Annotated in this window: 19 protein-coding genes; 13 read left to right on the top strand and 6 right to left on the bottom strand. The window is 71.9% G+C overall.

The window, feature by feature from the left end; all coding sequences use genetic code 11:
• The first annotated feature begins 409 nt into the window (after positions 1-409).
• The 3 genes from lnt to BLW47_RS14165 are packed head-to-tail and all read left to right on the top strand — an operon-like array spanning position 410 to position 3,456.
• Positions 410-2,071: an apolipoprotein N-acyltransferase gene (gene lnt, locus BLW47_RS14175; protein WP_091556803.1), complete on the top strand. Its 1,662-nt coding sequence runs from the start codon at positions 410-412 to the stop codon at positions 2,069-2,071.
• Positions 2,068-2,883 (top strand): polyprenol monophosphomannose synthase, encoded by an 816-nt coding sequence (locus BLW47_RS14170; RefSeq protein WP_091556446.1) that lies wholly within the window; start codon positions 2,068-2,070, stop codon positions 2,881-2,883. The genes lnt and BLW47_RS14170 overlap by 4 nt, the downstream gene beginning before the upstream one ends.
• 60 nt (positions 2,884-2,943) lie before the next feature.
• Entirely contained in the window at positions 2,944-3,456 is a 513-nt protein-coding gene (locus BLW47_RS14165) for an FxsA family protein (protein WP_091556445.1), read from the top strand.
• Between the two features lie 65 nt (positions 3,457-3,521).
• Here the strand turns inward: BLW47_RS14165 and BLW47_RS14160 are convergent, their stop codons facing one another.
• Positions 3,522-3,863: an RNA polymerase-binding protein RbpA gene (locus BLW47_RS14160; RefSeq protein ID WP_091556443.1), complete on the bottom strand. Its 342-nt coding sequence runs from the start codon at positions 3,861-3,863 to the stop codon at positions 3,522-3,524.
• Positions 3,864-4,085: 222 nt separating this feature from the next.
• On the opposite strand from BLW47_RS14160, the gene BLW47_RS14155 reads away from it, so the two are divergent.
• Positions 4,086-5,567 (top strand): peptide MFS transporter, encoded by a 1,482-nt coding sequence (locus tag BLW47_RS14155; RefSeq protein ID WP_091556441.1) that lies wholly within the window; start codon positions 4,086-4,088, stop codon positions 5,565-5,567.
• Between the two features lie 21 nt (positions 5,568-5,588).
• On the opposite strand, the gene BLW47_RS14150 is transcribed toward BLW47_RS14155, so the two are convergent.
• Together BLW47_RS14150 and BLW47_RS14145 are read right to left on the bottom strand one after the other, a co-directional pair.
• Complete coding sequence (locus tag BLW47_RS14150; RefSeq protein WP_091556440.1) at positions 5,589-6,707, bottom strand: coiled-coil domain-containing protein; 1,119 nt, start codon at positions 6,705-6,707, stop codon at positions 5,589-5,591.
• A gap of 465 nt (positions 6,708-7,172) precedes the next feature.
• On the bottom strand, positions 7,173-8,099 hold the full coding sequence (locus BLW47_RS14145; RefSeq protein ID WP_175543628.1) for an LLM class flavin-dependent oxidoreductase: 927 nt from the start codon (positions 8,097-8,099) through the stop codon (positions 7,173-7,175).
• Positions 8,100-8,184: 85 nt separating this feature from the next.
• Between BLW47_RS14145 and BLW47_RS14140 the strand changes: the two genes are divergently transcribed.
• Positions 8,185-8,901 (top strand): winged helix-turn-helix domain-containing protein, encoded by a 717-nt coding sequence (locus BLW47_RS14140; RefSeq protein WP_091556436.1) that lies wholly within the window; start codon positions 8,185-8,187, stop codon positions 8,899-8,901.
• Positions 8,898-10,178 carry an MFS transporter gene (locus BLW47_RS14135; RefSeq protein ID WP_091556434.1) on the top strand — a complete coding sequence of 427 codons (1,281 nt, stop codon included), beginning with the start codon at positions 8,898-8,900 and terminating at the stop codon, positions 10,176-10,178. The genes BLW47_RS14140 and BLW47_RS14135 overlap by 4 nt, the downstream gene beginning before the upstream one ends.
• Positions 10,179-10,241: 63 nt before the next feature.
• Here BLW47_RS14135 and BLW47_RS14130 read toward each other — a convergent pair whose 3' ends face one another.
• Positions 10,242-10,856 carry a hypothetical protein gene (locus BLW47_RS14130; protein WP_139307294.1) on the bottom strand — a complete coding sequence of 205 codons (615 nt, stop codon included), beginning with the start codon at positions 10,854-10,856 and terminating at the stop codon, positions 10,242-10,244.
• 99 nt (positions 10,857-10,955) lie between these two features.
• On the opposite strand from BLW47_RS14130, the gene BLW47_RS14125 reads away from it, so the two are divergent.
• On the top strand, positions 10,956-11,975 hold the full coding sequence (locus BLW47_RS14125; protein WP_091556431.1) for a GlxA family transcriptional regulator: 1,020 nt from the start codon (positions 10,956-10,958) through the stop codon (positions 11,973-11,975).
• Here the strand turns inward: BLW47_RS14125 and BLW47_RS14120 are convergent.
• A complete protein-coding gene (locus tag BLW47_RS14120; protein ID WP_091556429.1) occupies positions 11,950-12,786 on the bottom strand; it encodes a class I SAM-dependent methyltransferase in 837 nt (278 codons plus the stop codon). The two genes, BLW47_RS14125 and BLW47_RS14120, sit on opposite strands and share 26 nt — an antisense overlap.
• Before the next feature lie 111 nt (positions 12,787-12,897).
• Here BLW47_RS14120 and BLW47_RS14115 point away from each other — a divergent pair, with 111 nt between their 5' ends.
• Positions 12,898-13,626 (top strand): winged helix-turn-helix transcriptional regulator, encoded by a 729-nt coding sequence (locus BLW47_RS14115; RefSeq protein ID WP_091556427.1) that lies wholly within the window; start codon positions 12,898-12,900, stop codon positions 13,624-13,626.
• Between the two features lie 71 nt (positions 13,627-13,697).
• Here the strand turns inward: BLW47_RS14115 and BLW47_RS14110 are convergent, their stop codons facing one another.
• The gene (locus tag BLW47_RS14110) at positions 13,698-14,765 is read right to left on the bottom strand and encodes a MerR family transcriptional regulator (RefSeq protein WP_175543627.1); all 1,068 of its coding nucleotides are present in this window, start codon (positions 14,763-14,765) and stop codon (positions 13,698-13,700) included.
• A 133-nt stretch (positions 14,766-14,898) separates the two neighbouring features.
• Here BLW47_RS14110 and BLW47_RS14105 point away from each other — a divergent pair, with 133 nt between their 5' ends.
• The 5 genes from BLW47_RS14105 (at position 14,899) to BLW47_RS14085 (ending at position 20,332) form a co-directional block, all read left to right on the top strand.
• The gene (locus tag BLW47_RS14105) at positions 14,899-15,288 is read left to right on the top strand and encodes an ArsR/SmtB family transcription factor (RefSeq protein ID WP_091556801.1); all 390 of its coding nucleotides are present in this window, start codon (positions 14,899-14,901) and stop codon (positions 15,286-15,288) included.
• Complete coding sequence (locus BLW47_RS14100; protein WP_091556423.1) at positions 15,285-15,938, top strand: SRPBCC family protein; 654 nt, start codon at positions 15,285-15,287, stop codon at positions 15,936-15,938. The genes BLW47_RS14105 and BLW47_RS14100 overlap by 4 nt, the downstream gene beginning before the upstream one ends.
• Positions 15,939-16,299: 361 nt before the next feature.
• The gene (locus BLW47_RS14095; protein WP_091556421.1) at positions 16,300-18,285 is read left to right on the top strand and encodes an APC family permease; all 1,986 of its coding nucleotides are present in this window, start codon (positions 16,300-16,302) and stop codon (positions 18,283-18,285) included.
• 2 nt (positions 18,286-18,287) lie between these two features.
• Entirely contained in the window at positions 18,288-19,652 is a 1,365-nt protein-coding gene (locus BLW47_RS14090) for a sensor histidine kinase (protein ID WP_091556418.1), read from the top strand.
• Positions 19,649-20,332, top strand: a complete 684-nt coding sequence (locus tag BLW47_RS14085; RefSeq protein ID WP_091556416.1) for a response regulator — start codon at positions 19,649-19,651, stop codon at positions 20,330-20,332. The genes BLW47_RS14090 and BLW47_RS14085 overlap by 4 nt, the downstream gene beginning before the upstream one ends.
• Positions 20,333-20,348: the final 16 nt, after the last annotated feature.

Raw genomic sequence — 20,348 nt, 5'->3', positions numbered from 1 at the left:
CATTTCGTCGCAACGAAGGCAACCGCCTTCACCGGCCAGGTCCAGCGGGCGGGGGTCGGCGGGGCGGCGCGAACCGGCCGCGGCTTCCGGTGCAGGGGCAGGGGGTACGCACGGCCAGTAGACAACGGCCTGACGGGAACAGCCAGTTCTCGCCCGGTCGGTCCGAAGGTCGTACCGGATCACACTGCGGCACCGGCCGGGAAGGGCCTGGGAGCTCGGGGCGCGACCACATCGGTCGCGCCCCGATTCCATTTCCGGACTCCACCGATTCCGGGCCACACTCGACGGCGTCCGCGCCCGCCGCCGACACCGCGCCGGCCAGTAGCCTTCGGCGGCCGGTAGCCTTCGGCGGGACACGTCGTCGGAGGTGCCGGCGACCGGCGACGCGGTGGGTGAGGCGCAGGTGACGATGGTGAGTGCGGCCGAAACCCCGGAGGCCGCGGACGCGTCGCGGGAACCGGCCCTGCCCCCGCTGCCCGCGGCGGCCGCCCGGCCCGACCCCGCCCCGCTGCCCACGCCCGCGGCCGTGCTCGCCGCGGTGGCCGCCGGGGCCGCCCTGGTCGCGGCGTTCCCCCCGTACGGGCTGTGGTGGCTGGCGCCGATCGCGGTCGCGCTGCTGGCCGCCGCCACCCACCGGCGCCGGATCGCCGCCGGCGCCGGCCTCGGCCTGCTCACCGGGCTGACGTTCTTCGTGCCGCTGCTGAGCTGGACCAACCTGCACACCGGCAACCTGCCGTGGCTGCTGCTGTCGACGCTGCAGGCCAGCTACCTGGCGCTGCTCGGGGCGCTCGCCGCGTTCGTCAGCCCCCTCGTCGACCGGGCCCGCTGGTCGTGGCCGGCGGTGACCGCGTTGCTATGGGTGGCGCAGGAGGCGCTGCGCGACCGCACCCCGTTCGGCGGCTTCCCGTGGGGGCGGCTGGCGTTCAGCCAGGGCGACTCGCCGCTGCTGCGCGTCGCCGCGATCGGCGGCGCGCCGCTGGTGACCTTCGCCGTCGCGCTCGCCGGCGGGCTGCTGGCCGCCGCCGCCGTACGGCCGTGGCGCGCCGTCGGGGTGCGGGCCCGGCTGCGGGCCGCGGCGCCCGCGCTCGGCGCCGTGGCGGTGGTGCTGGCCGGGCTGGCCGTGCCGGTCGGCGTCGGCGGCCGCGCCGACACCGTGACGGTGGCGATCGTGCAGGGCAACGTGCCGCGGATGGGCCTGGACTTCAACGCGCAGCGCCGGGCGGTGCTCGGCAACCACGTCGACGCCACGATGCGGCTCGCCGCGCAGGTCGCGGCCGGGTCGGCGCGACGGCCGCAGCTGGTGGTGTGGCCGGAGAACTCCAGCGACGTCGACCCGCTGCGCGACGCCGACGCCGCCCGCGCCATCAGCGCCGCCGCCGACGCCATCGGGGTGCCGATCCTCGTCGGGGCGGTGCTGCAGGGTCCCGAGGCCGGCCAGGTCCGCAACGTCGGGCTGCTGTGGCGCCCCGGCGCCGGCCCGGACCTCGACCAGCTGTACGTCAAACGCCATCCCGTCCCGTTCGCCGAGTACGTGCCGCTTCGTGACATCGCCCGCCGGGTCAGCTCCCAGGTCGACCGGGTCCGGGCCGACTTCGTCGCCGGCGAGCGGCCCGGGGTGCTGCAAACCGGCCCCCTGACCGTCGGCGACGTGATCTGCTTCGAGGTGGCCTACGACGAGGTGGTCCGCGACACCGTCACCGGCGGGGCGCAGGTGCTGGTGGTCCAGACCAACAACGCCACCTTCGACGTGGCCGAGGCGCGCCAGCAGCTGGCGATGGTGCGGCTGCGGGCGGTCGAGCACGGGCGCGACGCGCTGATGGCATCCACGGTCGGGGTGTCCGGGTTCGTGGGGGCCGACGGCGCCGTCACCGGGGCGACCCGGTTCAACACCCCGGCGGTCGTGGTCGGCGATATGCGGGTCGGAGCAACGCGTACGCTAGCCACACAGTGGGGCCTTTGGCCCGAGATGGTGCTGGTGGCGCTCGCCGGCACCATCGTCGTCCTGTCGGCGCTGCAGCGCCGTTCGCGACGCGACCCTGTACGTGACGTGGCAGATTCGGAGGCGCGGTGAGCGAGGCCAACGCGGCGGCTGGTTCGAACCCGGAGGGCTACCCGGGGATCGGGCGGGTGCTGGTCGTGATCCCGACCTATAACGAGGCCGACAACGTCCGCCGGATCACCGAACGGGTCCGGCGTACGGTGCCCGACGTCGACGTCCTGATCGCCGACGACAACAGCCCCGACGGCACCGGCCGGATCGCCGACGAGATCGCCGCCGACGACGACCACGTCAAGGTGCTGCACCGGCCCGGCAAGCAGGGGCTCGGCGCGGCGTACGTGGCCGGGTTCGGGTGGGCGCGCGACCGCGGCTACGACGCCGTCGTGGAGATGGACGCCGACGGCTCGCACGCGCCGGAGGAGCTGCCGCGGCTGCTGGACGCGGCCCGCGGGGCCGACGTGGTGATCGGTTCGCGCTACGTGCCCGGCGGCAAGCTGGTCAACTGGCCGGTGCACCGCCTGCTGCTGTCGCGCGGGGCGAACCTCTACACCCGCCTCGCGCTGGGCATGCCGGTCTCCGACGCCACCGGCGGCTACCGCATCTACCGGATGCCGGTCCTGGAGAAGATCGACTTCGCCAGCGTCTCGTCGCAGGGCTACTCGTTCCAGGTCGAGCTCTCCTGGCGCGCCCACCGCGAGGGCTTCCGGATCGTCGAGGTCCCGATCACGTTCACCGAGCGCGCGGAAGGGGCGAGCAAGATGAGCTCCGCGATCGTGCGCGAGGCGCTGCTGCGGGTGACGGTGTGGGGGATCAAGGGCCGCCGGGACTCGGTGGTGCGCGCGCTGCGCGGCCGTACGCAGACGGAGGCGGCGCGCTGGCCGTAGGGCGCGTGTCATGCTTGGACGGGGCGGGGTTTCCGCGACGTCCGAGCCGGGGGAGGTGATATGCGCCGAGGACTGACGCTGCTGCCACTGGCGCTGGCGGCGACCGGGGTGACCGAGATCGCGGTCTTCGTGCTGGTCGGACGCCGGGTCGGTTTCGGCGTGGCGGTGCTGCTGGTACTGCTCGCCTCACTGGTCGGCGTGGCGCTGCTGCGCCGCGAGGGCGTGCGGGCCTGGCGGGGATTCCGCGACGCGGCCCGGGCCGGTCGGCCCCCCGGCGAGCAGGTCACCGACGGTCTCGTGGGGCTGGGCGCCGGACTGCTGCTGGCGGTGCCGGGCCTGGTCACCGGGCTCGTCGGGGCGCTGCTGATCCTGCCGCCGGTGCGGCGGCAGGCGCGCCGGCGTGTGCAGCGCGCCGCGGAGCGGCGCATCTCCTCGGCGGTCGCCGGGGACCTGTTCGGGCCGCGCCGGGTGCGCGTGTACCGCGGAGCGGCGCAGTCCCCACGACCGCCGCAGCATCCGTCGCCGCGCACCGCGAGCGGGGCCGGAACGGCGATCGAGGGCGAAATCGTCTGACAAACGCGAACCGCCCCCGCAGCGTGCGCTGCGGGGGCGGAATCGACGTTGCGGAAGTGGTGGGATCAGGCCCGACCGCGGCGGGTCCGAACCTCCTGGAGCCGCTCCGCCAGAATGTCCTCCAGCTCGGCGATCGAACGCCGCTCGAGCAGCATGTCCCAGTGGGTGCGCGGCGGCTTGGCCTTCTTCTGCTCCGGCTCCGTGCCGTCGACGAGCCGCGCCACGCTGCCGTCGAACTTGCATTCCCAGGTCATCGGCACCTCGGCGTCCACGGCGAAGGGCACCTCGAACTGGTGTCCCTTGGCGCAGAGGTACTCGCGGGTCTGTCGCGGGGCAAGCTCGGTGTTGCGGTCGGACTCGTAGCTGACTGCTCCCAGACGGCTCCCGCGCAGCATGCGCTCGCCCATGATCGGCTTTCCCCTCGGTCGTGGTGCTGGTCTTCAGATGTAACGACGTGCGGCGGCCGGCGGATTCCCGGCCGCATACCAGACGGCAATCTGGTTAAACGCTCCGAGCGTAGCCGGACGGCGGACACGGTGAACGGACTCACCCCGTCGGAGTGATCACGGAAGTCTAGTAGTACGCCCGAATAGCGATTTTTGCACCCTGCGTATTCCGCTGGAGTTGCGATGTCCGTCACCGATGCACCGGCCGGGGCCCCCGGCGGGGACCGGCAGTTCTTCGGCCACCCGCGGGGACTGGCGACGCTGTTCCTCACGGAGATGTGGGAACGCTTCAGCTTCTACGGCATGCGGGCGATCCTGGTCCTCTACCTGACCGCCGCGGCCAGCACCGGCGGGCTCGGCATGTCCGTCGCCACGGCCAGCGCCGTCTACGGCGTCTACAACGCCATGGTCTACCTGATGGCGCTGCCCGGCGGCTGGATCGCCGACCGGCTGCTGGGCGCCCGCCGCTCGGTGCTGTGGGGCGGGGTCGTCATCGCCGCCGGGCACTACGTGATGGCCATCCCGACCGGATGGAGCGTCTTCGCCGGCATGACGCTGATCGTGCTCGGCACCGGGCTGCTCAAACCCAACATCTCCACCATGGTCGGCGATCTCTACGACCGCGACTCCCCGCGCCGCGACGCCGGCTTCTCCCTGTTCTACATGGGCATCAACATCGGCGGTTTCCTCGCGCCACTGATCACCGGCTACCTCGGCGAGAAGATCAACTGGCATCTCGGCTTCGCCGCCGCCGCGGTCGGCATGACCCTGGCGGTCATCCAGTACGTCGTCGGCGGCGGGCACCTCGGCCGCGCCGGCGTCACGCCGACCGACCCGCTGGACGGCGCGGAACGCCGCCGGGCGCTGACCCGCATCGCCGTCGCCGTGCTGGTCGCCGCGCTGCTGGTCCTCGTGCTCGCCGTGACCGGGCTGTTCACCGTCAACACCGTGGTCAACCTGCTCACCGCGCTGACCGTGCTGATCACCGTGGTGTACTTCGCCCGGATTCTGTTCGACCGCCGCCTGGCCGGCGTCGAACGCGACCGGATGCGGGCGTACCTGTGGCTGTTCGTGTTCGCCGCGGCGTTCTGGCTGATCTACGACCAGGCCGGCTCGGTGCTCAACGTCTTCGCGGAGGACAGCACCGACCGCCACCTGTTCGGCTTCACCTTCCCGGCGTCCTGGCTGCAGTCCGCGAACCCGATCCTGATCATCATCGCCGCGCCGCTGTTCGCGGCGCTCTGGGTCAGGCTCGGCCACCGGCTGTCCACACCGGTGAAGTTCGCCCTCGGTCTGGTGCTCAACGGCCTGTCGTTCGTGCTGATGGCCGCCGCCGCGCGGGCGGCCGTCGGCGGCGAACTCGTCTCGCCGCTGTGGCTGATCGCGGTGTACGCCGTACAGGTCTGCGGCGAGCTGTGCCTGAGCCCCGTCGGGCTGTCGGTCACCACCAAGCTGGCCCCGGCCCGGTACGCCAGCCAGATGATGGGGCTGTGGTTCCTGGCGGTGGCGGTCGGCGACGCGATCGGTGGCCAGGTCGCCCGGCTGGCCGACAAGTGGGCGCAGCCGACGTACTTCCTGACCTTCGGGCTCGCCTCGGTCGCGCTCGGCCTCGGCGCGCTGATGTTCACCCGGCACATCCGCACGCTGATGTCCGGCATCCACTGACCCCGGCATCCACTGACGTTGTCAGCCCGCCGGCGCCGCCTCCGGCGCGGCCGGGGCCGCCGGGCGGGCCGCCGCACCGAGGCTCGCCAGCGCCGCAGCCAGGTCGCTGACCTGGGCCGACAGCTGAGCCACCCGGCCCTGTGCGCCGTCGCGGTCCGCCTCGGCGGCCTCCAGCCGTACTCTCCACTGGGCGAGCCCGGCCTCGGCGGAGGCCGCCGCGTCCCGGGCCGCCTGCAGTTGCGGGAGCACCCGAGCCAGCTCGGCGTCCGCCGTCTCGGCCTGCGCCCGCGCCGCGCCGGCGTCCGCGCGCGCCCGTTCACTCTCCGCCTGTGCCTGCTGGGCCGCCGCCCGCGCCCGCGCCGCGTCCGCGGTCGCCGCCGACGCCTCCTGCCGGGCCAGCTCGGTCTCCGCGCGCGCCCGGTCGGCCTGCGCGACGGCCTCCTGCGCGGTCCGCGTAGCCCGTTCCGCCTCGGTGCGGGCCCCGTCGCGCTCGCGTGCCACCGCGTCGAGCTCCCGGCGCAGCGCGTCGTGCTCCGTGCGCAGCGACTGCAGCTCGCGCCGCGCCCCATCCCGGTCGGACTCGGCCTGCACACGCAACGCGTCCGATGCGCTCGCCGCCTGGTGCGCCGCGTCCCGCGCCTGCTCCGCCTCCTGCGCCCGGCGCGTCGCCGCCGCGGCCTCGGCCGTCGCGGTCGCCGCCTCGCCGCGCGCCGCGTCCCGCTCGGCCACCGCGGCCGCCGTCTCCTGTCGGGCCGCGGCCACTGCCGCGGCCGCGGACTCCGCCTCGCGGCGCGCCTCGTCCCGCTCGGCCTGCGCGCCCGCGATCTGCGCCGCCGCCTCGGCACGCACCTCGGCGAGTTGCCGCTCCACGCCGGCCGGCGACAGCTCCCCGTGCAACGCCTCGGTCAGCGTCTCGACGACCTGGTCGAGCCGGTCGACCGCCTCCCAGGTCCGCGCCACCTGCCCGGCCAGCCCCGGTGCGTTGCGATGGCGCATCCGCACGTTGCGCGACGCGCGCTGGCAGGCGCCGTCGTTGTCGCGGCAGTAACGGAACGGACGACCGGCGCCGGCCCGCTGCGGCACGGGACGGCCGCAGTGCGCGCACGGCCGGTTTTCGGCGACCTCGACTGGCGTATCCATACGACGCCGCAGTCTAGTCCGCCACGACCCCGCCATGATCCGCGTGATCAGAGGAACGGCTGCGGTGTGTCGCCGGCGGATGCGCGATGTTCCCGGACGACCTCGGCGTGCGCCGGGGGACAGGCCGCGAACCGTGGGATTACCGGATTGGCATTACCAGTAATCCGATAATCGGAAATCGAGCTCAGAGTAGTCGGATCGTTGCGTAACGTGATGCATCATAATGACAGTTATGTGCGGCACGGGTTTGCTGTCGCACCTCGCCGGTACGTCGCAGACGTGAGAGCCGAAATGACGCGACATCCGGCCGCAGCCGTTGACGGTGTCGTCTGCCAGTTGAGACGGGGCAGAAGGTGAAGATCCTGACGGCACGTGGTGCTTGACGGTGGTCGCGCTCGCAGTCACGCGGATTGCGGCTATGACAGGGCGCGTTGGCCGCCGGTGGTAAGCCTGACCTGGCCCCTCCTACCGCTCAGCGAGAAATGGGAGGAGCTGCTCGGCGGTGTCGACTGCGGGTTCGCGAACCACGTAGCGGCTTATCCCGAACTGCTGAGCCTGGCGGGCGAGTTGGTGAGCCATCTGTTCGATGCTGCCAACCAGCAGGAATGGTGTCTGGGCGAGATCGTCGGGTGTCGCACCGGGCAGTCGCTGCGCCAGTTCGGCCAGCACTTCGGCACGCTTGTTCGTAACAGTGACGACCTGTACCAGTGCTTCGATCTCAGGCGTGGTACCCAGCCGCCGGCTCTCGGCCCGCACCACGTCCAACATGGCGTCGAGATGGGCGCGGGACCACCGCACGTGGTGCCGGTGCCCGTCGGCAAGGGTGCGGCCAAGTCCGGAAAGCGCTACCACGTCAGCGCGAGCGGCGGCTGCCTGGAGGATCCGTCGATGCCCGCCGCCGATCACTAGCCGTACCCGTCCGCTGGTGGGCAGATCATCCAGCCGCGCCCGCAACAGGCTCAGATGATGGCCCGCGATGGTGACGGTCTCACCGTTGAGGAGCCGGGAGACAGCGTCGACGAACTCCACCAAGCGGCCGGCACGGTCACCCGCCCCGGGCCGCGGACGCCCAGTTGCCTCCCACTCGGCGAAGGTGTGCCCGGCCCCAAGGCCGAACAACACGCGCCCTGGCGCGAGGAGATCCAGCGTGGCCGCGTCCGCGGCGGCCTGCACCGGATCGCGTACCCCGGCCTGCAACACGTACGTACCTAACCGCAGTCTCGTGGTCACGGCCGCGGCCGCGCCCAGTGCGGGCCACGGTGCTGGGCCTGAACCTGGGTGGTCACCGACCAGCAGCGCCTCGAACCCGCCGGCGTCGAGCCGGGACGCCAGTGCTAGCCAGGACGCGGCGTCACGCGGCTCGGCCTGCACGCTGATCGTGATCGATGGCATGCGCCCCAGTATGGCCGGGCCAACGCAGGCATCATATGCCAACCACTCGTTGCAACGATTCCTTTGCAAAGCTATCTTGGCATCCATGGCTGAGGATCCGCAGAAGCCCGGGTACGACTCCACGCAGGACGTAGTCCTCGACGCGCGAACGCTGCGTGGTGTAGCCCATCCACTGCGCCTGCGGCTGCTCGGCTCGCTGCGCCACGACGGCCCGCAGACCGCCACCCAACTGGCCGCGAGCCTCGGCGAGTCCAGCGCCGCGACCAGCTACCACCTCCGCACGCTGGCCGCCCACGGCTTCATCACCGACGCACCTGAACTGGGCCGCGGTCGGGAACGCTTCTGGCGCGCCGTCCATCGCTCGACCTGGTTCGACGTGCCCGACCAGAACGCGCCGGAGCGTGAACTCGGCGAGGCCTACCTGCGCACGGTCGCGCGGATGTACGCGGAGAACGTCGAGCGGTCCATCACCGAGTTGGCCGACTGGCCGCAGGAGTGGGTACGGGCGGGCAGCATGAGCGACCTCACGCTCAGCCTGACCGCCGCCGAGGCCAAGCAACTCGCCGACGACATGATGGCCCTGCTGGTGCGGTATCGGGAACGGGCGGCGGACCGGGCCGGCGACGGGTCCGAACGCGTCGCGATGACCACGCAGTTCCAGATATTCCCGCGGCGCGGCCAGCTGGACGCGCTGTTGGCGACGCGGACCGCGTCCGACGGTCGGCCCGTCGGCGCGGGTGCTGAACCGTCCGGTACCGCAGCCGATGAACCCTCCAGGGCCGCCGGCGGGGACCGGCCGTGAGGCGGCGCTCCGCGTACGGGCTGCTCGCCGCCGAGGCGGTCTCGGTCGCCGGCACCCGGATGTCGGTGGTGGCGGTGCCCTGGTTCGTATTGCAGACCACCGGCGACGCCCTGCTGACCGGCGTCACCGCGTTCGTGGAGATGGCCGCCCTGGTCGCCGCACGCGTACTCGGCGGACCGCTGGTCGACCGCGTGGGGCTACGGACAACCAGCGTCGGGGGTGACCTGATCGCCGGGCTGGTGCTCGGCGTGGTGCCCTTGCTGTACGCCGCAGGCCTGCTCGCCTATCCGGTCCTGCTCGTGCTGGTCGGGGTGGTCGGGCTGTTCCGCGGGCCGTCGGACAACGCGAAGTACGCGATGGTGCCCGATGTCGCGGCCGCCGCCGGCTGGAGTAACGAGCGTGCCGCCGGGCTGGCCGACAGCGTCCACCGCCTCGGGTCGCTGATCGGCGCGCCGCTGGGCGGAGTGCTGATCGCGCTGGTCGGCGCGCCCGCGGTCATCGCGCTGGACGCGGTCAGCTTCCTGCTTGCCGCCGCATTGGTGGCGACGCTGGTCAGGGTAAGGCCAGCCGCTTCCGACCCGGCCAAGGCGGACCCGGCCGAAGCGGGCCACCGCATCCGGGTCGGCGGCTACCTCGCCGACCTCGCGGCAGGGCTACGCTTCGTCCGGCGTGACCCCCTGCTACGGGCGATCGTCGCGATGGTGCTGCTGACGAATCTGCTCGACCAGGCGCTGACGGCGGTGCTGATCCCGGTGTGGGCGGCCGAGCGCTTTCATGACGCGACATCCGTCGGGCTCGTGTTCGGCGCGCTGAGCGCCGGAGCCTTCGTAGGGTCACTGCTCGTGTCGGTGTACGGCGCGCGCCTGCCGCGATGGCGCACGTACGCCGTGGCCTTCCTGCTCGGTGCCGTCCCGCGGATCTTCGTGCTGGCGCTGCCGGTCGGGCTACCCGTCGTCGCGGGCGTCGCGCTCGCCGGCGGGGTACTGATCGGGGCCATCAATCCGTTGCTGTCCGCTGCCGAGTTCGAACGCATCCCGGCCGGCCTGCGGGCGCGCGTCCTCGGCGCGGTCGGCGGGCTGGCGTGGGCCGGCATCCCGCTCGGCGGGCTCGTCGGCGGCGTGCTCGCGTCGACGCTCGGCCCCACCGGAGGCATCCTCGTAGTAGGGACGGCGTACCTGTTGGTCACCCTGGACCCGCTGGTCCGCCGACACACCTGGCGGCTGATGAACCGGCCGGCCGCATCAGCCGCGACCACCCCGGTCTCTGTGCCGGGTTGACTGCGGCGTCACCGGTCCCACAGCGCGATCGGGATGGTCAGGGGAGCAACGGCCTTGATGGCCTCAGGGCGCAAGGATGAGGATCCCTAGGCCGAGTGTCACGTCCAGTACCCCGCACCACTCGGCGAACGACCGGGCGACGATTGTGTTGGCGCGCCAGTGGATGGCGTCCCACGCCGCGTGGCCGAGCAGTCCGGCAGCGACGAGATAGTGTCCGATGCCGGCGGACACCGACAGAGCGGCCAGGCCAAGCGCGATGAATCCGAGTGCGGCCGGTGATTGCAGCGCGTACAGGCCCGGCCTGCGCAGCTGCCCGCCGATCAGTCCCAGCGCGATGAAGGCTGCCGCTACGACGGTGAGTGCCGGCCACGGGTCGATGTCGAGCAACCGCAGGACCACAACCGTCGCCACGAGCGCGAACAGCACCGGCCATGTAGCGCGCGGACGGTCGGCGACTGCCATGAACAGGTAGCCGGCAGCCGCGATGGCGAGCAGAAACACGAACTCCGAACCATCACCGAGGTCCCACAGAATGACGGCCGCCAGGGCGAGCGCCAGCCACGTCGGCCAGCGGTGACCGATCACCGACGTGACGCGCCGCCACACGGCCGGCCGGGTCGTGTCCGGGGCGCCGACCGGGTCAATGACCGTGCTCGGCACGGGAGCGGTTCGTGTCATGCCGACACCGTCACCTCAATCGACACGGCAGGCCACCGTCGGAGTGCGGCAGGTCCGAAACTGTGGGATACGGGTCCGTCCGGCCTACGCTTGTGGTCCATGAACGTACGTCCGGTCGCGATCGTCGGCTACGACGACGCCGAACTGCTGGACATCGCCTGCGTGACGACGAGCCTGGGCATGGCGAATGCGACCGGCGAGGTGCGAACGCCGTACCAGGTCACCGTGGTCAGCCCGGGGGGACACCCGATCACGTGCGGTCCCGGTGTGGTACTGCACAGCGGCCAGGCGCTCGAACGGCTCACCGGCCCCCTCGACACATTGATCATCTCAGGCGGCCTCGGCCACGCTCGTGCCGCCGCGAATCCCCTGGTCGTCGCCCACGTTCAGCGGCTCGCCCAGGTGAGCCGGCGGGTCGCGTCAGTGTGCACCGGCGCCAGTGTTCTGGCCGCCGCGGGACTGCTCGATGGCAAGCGCGCGACGACCCACTGGCGGTTCGCCGACGCGCTCGCGGCCGAGTACCCCCACATCCACGTCGACCCGGACCCGATCTACATCCGCGACGGCAGGATCACGACTGCCGCCGGCGTCACCAGCGCCCTGGACCTCACACTGGCCTTCATCGAGGAGGACCACGGCGTCGAACTTGCCCGGATGCTCGCCCGCGACCTGGTGACGTACCTGCAACGCCCCGGCAATCAGGCACAGATGAGCATCTTCACGGCCGGACCGCCCCCCGCCCATGAGATGGTCCGGCGGATACTCGACCACGTCAACGCGAACCTCGACGGCGACCTCAGCACGACAGCGTTAGCCGCCGTGGCCGGGGTCAGCCCACGCCACCTCACCCGGCTGTTCCTGACGTCCCTCGGCCAGACGCCGGGCCGCTTCATCCGGCACGCCCGCACGGCCGCAGCCGCACGCCTTCTCGCTACCACATCGTTGCCGCTGCCAGGCGTCGCGGCGCGATGCGGGTTCGGCTCGGCCGAGACGCTCCGCCTGGCGTTCCTGGCGCGGTACGGGATTCCCCCATCGCGGTACCGCAGCGTCCACAAGGGCTCAGGCGGCACGACGCCCCGCGCTGATGATCCGCCTATGACCGTGCCCTGCGAGCGGTGAACAGCAGGTACTCCCAATCCATCGCTCCTGCACCCAGGTCATGCCGGCGGGCGAGTTCAGCGAGTTCATGGTCCAGGGCGTCGACGCGTTCGGGATGTTCGGCGACGTTGCGGTACGTGGCGATGGTCGGCCCGTACCGGCTCTTGAAGAAGTCGCGGAACGCCTCCGCCGTGGGGAACCGATCCACGCGGACGGTCTTCCGTTCCGCGGTGACATCGGTGATCCGGTCGCCGAAGAGGGCACTGACGTAGTCGGGGTCACCCCACAGCGGCGGCGGCTGTGCGCCGGCCGGCGGGGGCGCGGCGTACGGCTTCATGACGGCGAACATCTGCCCGATGAACCCCTCGGGGGTCCAGTTGAGCAGCCCGATGACGCCCCCTGGACGGGACACCCTGACAAGCTCGTCCGCGCTGGTCTGATGGTGCGGCGCGAACATGACTCCGAGGCACGACATGACGACGTCGAACTCGCCGGTGGCGAACGGCAAGCTCTCCGCGTCGGCTTGGCGCCACTGTAATTGCGCGCCCTGTTGCGCCGCTGCGCGCTCGCCGGCCTCCAGCAGTTCCGGCGTCAGGTCGCTGGCCACCACCTCCCCGCCGGCCAGCGCTGCCGGGATGGCCGCGTTGCCCGACCCGGCCGCGACGTCCAGGACTCGCTGACCCGGCCCGACCCCGCACGCTTCCACCAGCACCCGACCGACTGCCGGGATGACCTCGGCGGCGACCGCTGGATAGTCCCCGAGGGCCCACATCGCGCGGTGCCTGGTCTTGAGCGCCCGGTCTGCCTTGAGCGCGTCCATCGGTGCGGTCATGGCCGTCCTCCCATCGGGTTGTCCGACATCGACCGTAGGAGCGGTGACGTAGCCGGGCCTAGTACTGCATCTGTACTGGACCGGCCGCCACGGCCGGCCTACCGTTCCCGCATGGGAGGCTCGTACCATCAGTTCTGCCCGGTAGCCAAAGCCATGGAGCTACTCGACGAGCGCTGGACGATGCTCGTCGTTCGAGAACTGGTCGCCGGAAGCCACCACTTCAACGAGCTGCGCCGCGGCCTGCCGCGGATGTCGCCCTCGCTGCTGTCGAAACGGCTGCGTCAACTGGTCAACGCGGGCGTCGTGGAGCGGCGACCGGAGGGCACCGAGGTCCGGTACCTGTTGACTCCGGCTGGGCGAGAGCTCGAGCCGATCGTCATGGCGCTCGGTGCCTGGGGTGTCCGGTGGATCGGCAAGCTCGGTGACCAGGACCTCGACCCGAAGCTGCTGCTGTGGGACATGCGCCGCAACATCGCGCACGCGGCTGTGCCGGACCGACGCACTGTGGTCCAGTTCCGTTTCCATGCCGTGGCGCCGCGACTGCGTGACTGGTGGCTGGTGATCACCCCGACCGACGCCGACGTCTGCGACAGCGACCCGGGCCATGAGGTGGCCGTCGTAGTCACCGCCAGCCTGCGGTGCCTGATCGCCGTGTGGCGGGGGGATCTGCCCTGGCTCGATGCGCTTCGCTCCGGGGACCTTGAGATACACGGCCCGGAGGACCTGCGTCGCGCGTTGCCCACGTGGTTCAAGCCCACGGTGTATTCGTCGGTACCCCGGCCCGGTGGCGACGTCGACCCGGTCCCCATCCGGGCGGCCGGCGGGGGTGTATCGGCCTGAGCGCCCCCGTCATCGCCAGGCCTGGCACCGGGGCGGGCGGCGGATGTGCCGCTCCGCCCCGGTACGACTTTCTACGCGGCGACGACGTCGGCGACCACGCAGGCGAGGTTGTCCGGCGCCCCTGCCGCGTACGTCAGCTCCACCAGCCGTTGCACCGCCCCGTCCGGGTCGGCGGCCGAGGCGAGCGCCGTGTGCAGCGCCGCGCGGTCGACGACGGCGGAGACTCCGTCGGAGCACAGCAGATAGCGGTCGCCGGGCAGCGCTGTGCGCAGGGCCAGATCGGCGTCGACGCCGGGTCCGCCGGCGCCGAGCGCGCGCACCAGCAGCGCGCGGTCCGGATGCGTCTCGGCCTCGTCGCGGCCGATCTTGCCCTGGTCGACCTGCGACTGCACCCAGGTGTGGTCCTGGGTGAGCTGGTAGAGCTCGCCGCCGCGCAGCAGGTACGCCCGGGTGTCGCCGATGTGCACCACGGCCAGCTGGGAGCCGCGGCGCAGCATCGCGGTCACGGTGGTGACGGGCTGGTGGTCATCGGTGGCGGCCGCGCGTACGGCGTGGTCGGCCTCGGTGACCGCGCCGGCCAGCATCGTCAGTAGCTCGGCGGCCGGCACGTCGGTGGTCTCCAGCCGCCGGAGCGCGTCGATGGCGGCGGCGCTGGCGTGCGCGCCGCCGGGTCCGCGTACGCCGTCGGCGACGGCCAGCATCCGGTCGCCGGCGTAGACGGCGTCCTCGTTGCTGTCGCGGACGGCGCCGGCCGCGCAGTGCGTGGCGTAGCGGAGGCCGGGGATGGGGGTGTCGGACATGGCGGAGTTCCTTCCGGTGAGGCGTTCGACGAGGAGGGCGGCCAGGTGGCCGCGGGTCGCGGTGTCGGCGGCGATCCGCCGCCAGTGCGCGGTGATCGCCGCGGCGGCGTCGTCGGGCTTCAGATCGGACACGGTGCGGATCTCCGCGAGCGGCATGCCGATGCGGCGTAGCGCGGCGATCAGCCGGGCGCGGTTCAGCTGGTCGGGGTCGTACAGCCGGTATCCGGACTCGGGATCGACCGCGGCCGGCGGCAGGAGCCCCAGCTGGTCGTAGAGGCGCAACGCCTTGGGCGTCAGTCGCGCCGCTCGGGCGAACGCCCCGATGGTCAGCAGGCCCACGTGCCCATCCTCCTCGTGCCGGTCGGGGTGACCGGCACGCACCAGCCTCGGGTCTGCCCGAAGGTCAAGGTCAAGGGCGCGAGGTCTTCAATAGCCGCTGCTTATATAAGCCGAACGTGATAGCGTGCCCGGCGTGCATGCGTTCGACGTGCTGGGCGACCCCGTCCGGCGCCGGATCCTTGAGCTGCTCGCCGACGGCGAGCGCAGCTCCGGCGCGGTGTGCGCGGTCATCCAGCAGGAGTTCGGGATCTCCCAGCCCGCCGTGTCGCAGCATCTGAGGGTGCTGCGGGACGCCGGGTTCGCCACCGTGCGACCCGAGGGGGCGCGCCGGCTCTACGCGGTGAACACCACGCCGCTGCAGGACGTGGATGCCTGGCTCGACCGCTTCCGCCGCTTCTGGGCTCCGCCGCTGGCGGCGTTGTCGACCGAACTGGCGCGCGGCAGACGCGAACGCAGACTCGCCGACCGGGACAACGAAGCCAAGGACCGGGACAACGACGCGAAGGGACAGAAACAGCCATGATCGATGTCACCCAACAGATCAACGCCGTACGCCGGGAGGTCGGCAGCCGCGTGCTGGAAGCGGGCGAGGCGCGGGTCGTGACCATCAGCCAGGTGTACGACGCGCCGCTCGACGACGTGTGGGACGCGTGCACCAACCCGGAGCGCATCCCGCGCTGGTTCCTGCCGGTCTCCGGTGACCTGCGCCTGCACGGCCGTTACCAGTTGAAGGGCAACGCGGGCGGCACGATCGAGCGCTGCGACCCGCCGAAGAGCTTCGCCGCGACCTGGGAGTACGGCGACGAGGTCAGCTGGATCGAGGTGCGGTTCACCCCCGAGACCGACGAGCGCACGCGGTTCACGCTGGAGCACATCGCGCACGTCGACGACGAGCGGTGGGCGCAGTTCGGTCCGGGCGCGGTCGGCGTGGGCTGGGACCTGGGCGTCATCGGCCTGACGCTGCACCTGGCGTCGGGACAGCCGGTCGACCCGGCCGAGGTCGCGGCCTGGACCACCTCCGACGAGGGCCGGCGGTTCATCTCGCTGACCAGCGACCGGTGGCGGGAGGCGAGCGCGGCCGCCGGCACGGACCCGGAGCAGGCGCGGGCGGCGGCGCAGCGCACCACGGCGTTCTACACCGGGACGTCCGAAGGGGCGCAGACGCAGTCCTGACCCGCCCGCCCGAGCACCGTGCCCCTTGCGGATTGGGGCAGTCCCCTGGGGATTGTGGCGCGCCCCGATAGGCCCGTCCGTAGTTTCCAGACCAAAAGCAACGCTAAGAACTGAGGGTTGATCAGGTCCGACCCGACCCCTCGCGTGCCGGCCGTTTGGTGACGGTCGATGCTCAAGCGGTGGGTCCGTGGCGACTCGGGATGTGTTCTCGGCGGAGGAACTGGCGCGACGGGCCGCAACGTGCTGGGCGTGCGGCGGCCTGGTGGGGCCGTCGCCAAGAATGCGTCAAGGTCATCCTGCTGGGCGTTAAGACGATGTCAAGATTCTCGGCGAGCTGCCCCGCGGGCGGTTGGCTGGCGACATGTTCAAGTGGGCCAAGCGGCTGGTGGTGGGCCAGCCGTTGCGCAGTGAGCGGCTGGGCGAGACCTTGCTGCCGAAGAAGCTGGCGCTGCCGGTGTTCTGTTCGGATCCGTTGTCGTCGAACGCCTACGCCACTGAGGAGATCCTGCGCGCTCTGAGCCTGGGCGGGCTCGCCCTGCTGTTCCTCACGCCGTGGATCGCCGCGTCGGTGGCGGTGCTGCTGGCCGTAGTGGTGGCCTCGTACCGGCAGACCTGTCACGCGTACCCGACTGGGGGCGGCGCGTACGCGGTCAGCCGGGCCAACCTGGGCCGTAACGCCGCCCTGGTGGCGGCGAGCGCGCTGCTGGTGGACTACGTGCTGACCGTGGCGGTGTCGGTCGCGGCCGGGGTGGACGCGATCACCTCGGCGTTCTTGACGCTCAAACCGGCGGCTGTGCTGATCTGCCTGTTCTTCGTGGCGGTGCTGACGCTGGTGAACCTGCGCGGGATCAAGGAGTCCGGCACGGTGTTCGCGGTGCCCACGTACGGGTTCATCGCCGTGTTGTTCCTAATGATCGGCTGGGGGCTGTGGCGTACGTCGTCCGGGCACGCGCCGCAGGCCGAGTCCGCGTCGTTCGGCATCGCGCCGGTACACAGCGCGGCCGGGGTGGCGGTGCTACTGCTGGCGTTGCGGGCGTTCTCCCAAGGCTGCACCGCGTTGACCGGGGTGGAGGCGGTCAGCAACGGGGTACCGAACTTCAAGGCGCCCAAGAGCCGCAACGCCGCGAACACCATCACGATCATGGGTGGGATCACGATCGCGATGTTCGCCGGGGTCACCGCGCTCGCGTTGATCGCGCACGTGCGGGTGGCCGACGACCCCGCCCAGCTGATCGGCGCCCCGGCCGGGTATGAGCAGCGCACCGCGATCGCGCAGATCGCCGGGGCGGTGTTCGGGTACGGCACGGCCGGGTTCCTGCTGGTGCAGGCCTTCACCGCGGCGATTCTGATCCTGGCGGCGAACACCGCGTTCAACGGCTTCCCGATCCTGGCCTCGATCCTGGGCCACGACGGCTACCTGCCCAAACAGTTCGCCCGCCGGGGCGACCGCCTCGTGTTCAGCAACGGCATCGTCATCCTGGCCGCCCTGGCCGGGCTGTTGATCTGGGTGTTCGACGCGTCCACCAGCCGGCTGATCCAGCTGTACATCATCGGCGTGTTCGTGTCGTTCACGCTCAGCCAGACCGGCATGGTCCGGCACTGGACCACTGCCCTGCAGGTCACCCGAGACCCGGCCGGCCGGCGTCGGCTGCACCGCTCCCGGCTGATCAATGGGGTCGGTGCGGCGCTGACCGGGGTGGTCCTCGTGGTCGTGCTGATCACGAAGTTCACCCACGGCGCGTACCTGGTGGTGATCGCCATGCCCGCGATCTTCGCGCTGATGAAGGCGATCGAGCGGCACTACCGGCGGGTCGGCGCCGAGCTGGAGCCGGACCCCGGTGGCATGGTGCTGCCCTCGCGGATCCACGCCGTGGTGCTGGTGTCGCGGCTGCACAAGCCGACCCTGCGGGCCCTGGCCTACGCCCGGGCCACCCGGCCGGACACGCTGACCGCGCTGACCGTGGCCGGCAGCCCCGAGGACGTCCGCGCGCTGCAGGGGGAGTGGGCGCAGCGCGGCATCCCGGTCACCCTGACCGAGCTGGAGGCCCCGTACCGCGACATCACCGGCCCGGTGCTGGACTACGTCGCCGACCTGCGCCGCCGGCATCCCCGCGACCTGGTGGTCATCTACCTGCCGGAGTACGTGGTCGGGCACTGGTGGGAGCACCTGCTGCACAACCAGAGCGCGCTGCGGCTCAAGGCCCGACTGCTGTTCCAGCGCGGCGTCATGGTCACCAGCGTGCCGTGGCAGCTGACCTCCAGCCGCGCCGATGAACGAGTGCCGCAGCAGCCGACACCGGCGGCACCGGAACCGGCCGGGGTGGGTGGCCGTATAACGGAGCAGTGAGCATGGGGCCGCGCAGGATCTGGCTCGGCGCGGCCGTCGGCGGCGCCGGGCTCGCGGCATGCACGCTGCTGCTGGCCCCCCACCGTCATGCCGTGTCCCTGGCCGGGATCACCCTGCTCTACCTGATCCCAGTGGTGGCCACCGCAGCGGTGGGCGGGCCGTGGCCGGCGCTGGCCGCGGTCGCTGGCGCCGATCTGCTGGTCAACTTCTTCTTCATTCCCCCGTACCACACGTTCGTGGTGGAGACCCGCGACCACGTCATCGTCCTGGCCGTCTACATCCTGGTGGCCGCCGCGGTCGCCGCGGCCGTCGAAGTAGCCGCCCGGCAACGCGCCCGGGCCGCGCGCCGCGACGCCGAAGTCGCGCTGCTGGCCCAGGCCACCGCCGAACCGGTGGCCGAGCAGTCGCTGACCCGGCTGCTGACCCAGGTCCGCGACACGTTCACCATGACCGCCGTCGCGCTGCTGGAGAGCAGCCCCACCGGCGAACACCCGGTGGCCGCCGTCGGTTCGCCCCCGCCGGGCCGGCCCGTCCTGTCCGCACCGGCTGGCGACGGGCTACGCCTGGCCGCCTGGGGACCGGCCCTGATCGGCGAGGACCGGCAAACGCTGGCCCGGCTCGCCGGCGCCGCCGCCCGCACCCTGGAAGCGCAACGACTGGCCGACCAGGCAGCCCGGGCCCGGGACCTCGCCGAGGTCGACCGGGTCCGGGCCGCGCTGCTCGCCGCCGTCGGCCACGACCTGCGCACCCCGCTGGCCTGCGTCAAAGCCGCCGTGTCCAGCCTGCGCCAACCCGACCTGCACCTGCCGGCCGACGCCCGCGCCGAACTGCTGGCCACCATCGAGGACTCCACCGACCGGCTCGACGCACTCGTGGAAAACCTGCTGTCGATGAGCCGCCTGCAAGCCGGCATGCTCAGCGTCCACCTCGAAAACGTCGCCCTGGACGCCGTCGTTGCCCGGGCCCTGCTGCACCAAAGCGACAACGGCCGCGTCGAACTCGATGTCCCCGACGCGCTGCCGCTCGTGCACACCGACCCCGGCCTGCTGGAACGCATCCTCGCGAACCTGATCGCCAACGCCTGCACGGCCAGCCCGCCGCAGCAGCCCATCCACATCGACGCCACCGCCACCGACCGGCACGTGCGGCTGCGGGTCATCGACCACGGACCCGGCGTGCCCGCCGCCGACCAGGAACGCATCTTCGCGCCCTTCCAGCGTCTGCACGACCGGGGCCACGGCGGCCTCGGCCTCGGCCTGGCGATCGCCCGAGGCTTCACCGACGCCATCGGCGCCACCCTCACCCCCGCTGACACCCCCGGCGGGGGCCTCACCATGACCATCACCCTGCCCCGGAGTGTGCCGTGACCCGGGTCCTGGTCGTCGACGACGACCCGCAACTCGTCCGGGCCCTGCGGATCACCCTGACCGCCAGCGGCTACCAGGTCGCCACCGCCCCGGACGGCACCACCGCCCTCACCCTCGCCGGGCGCACCCCACCCGATCTGGTCATCCTCGACCTCGGCCTGCCCGACCTCGACGGCGTCGCCGTCATCGAAGCGCTCCGCGGCTGGTCACCCGCACCGATCATCGTGCTCTCCGCCCGGCACCATGAAGCCGCCAAGGTCAACGCCCTCGACGCCGGCGCCGACGACTACGTCACCAAACCCTTCGGCATGCCCGAACTTCTGGCCCGGATGCGAGCCGCGTTACGCCGCGCCGCATCGGATGCCGAGGCTGTGCCGATCGTGCAGACCAGCGCGTTCACCGTCGACCTGTCCGCCAAACGCGTCAGCACCGCGGCCGGCGACGTCCGGCTGACCCCGACCGAATGGCACCTGCTGGAAATCCTGGTCCGCGAACCCGGCCGGCTGATCACCCAGAAACAGCTTCTGCATCAGGTATGGGGCCCCGGCTACGACACCGAGACTAACTACCTACGCGTGCACCTGGCGAACCTGCGCCGCAAACTCGAACCCGACCCCGCCCGGCCCCGCTACCTCATCACCGAACCGGGCATCGGCTACCGCTTCACCACCGATCTCTGACCGCACACCACGATGA

Origin of the sequence: Micromonospora pattaloongensis (genome assembly GCF_900107255.1) — a bacterium.
In the GTDB taxonomy this organism is placed as follows: domain Bacteria; phylum Actinomycetota; class Actinomycetes; order Mycobacteriales; family Micromonosporaceae; genus Micromonospora_I; species Micromonospora_I pattaloongensis.
The sequence above is the reverse complement of the archived record's forward strand: the minus strand, read 5'-3'. Positions and strand labels throughout refer to the sequence as shown.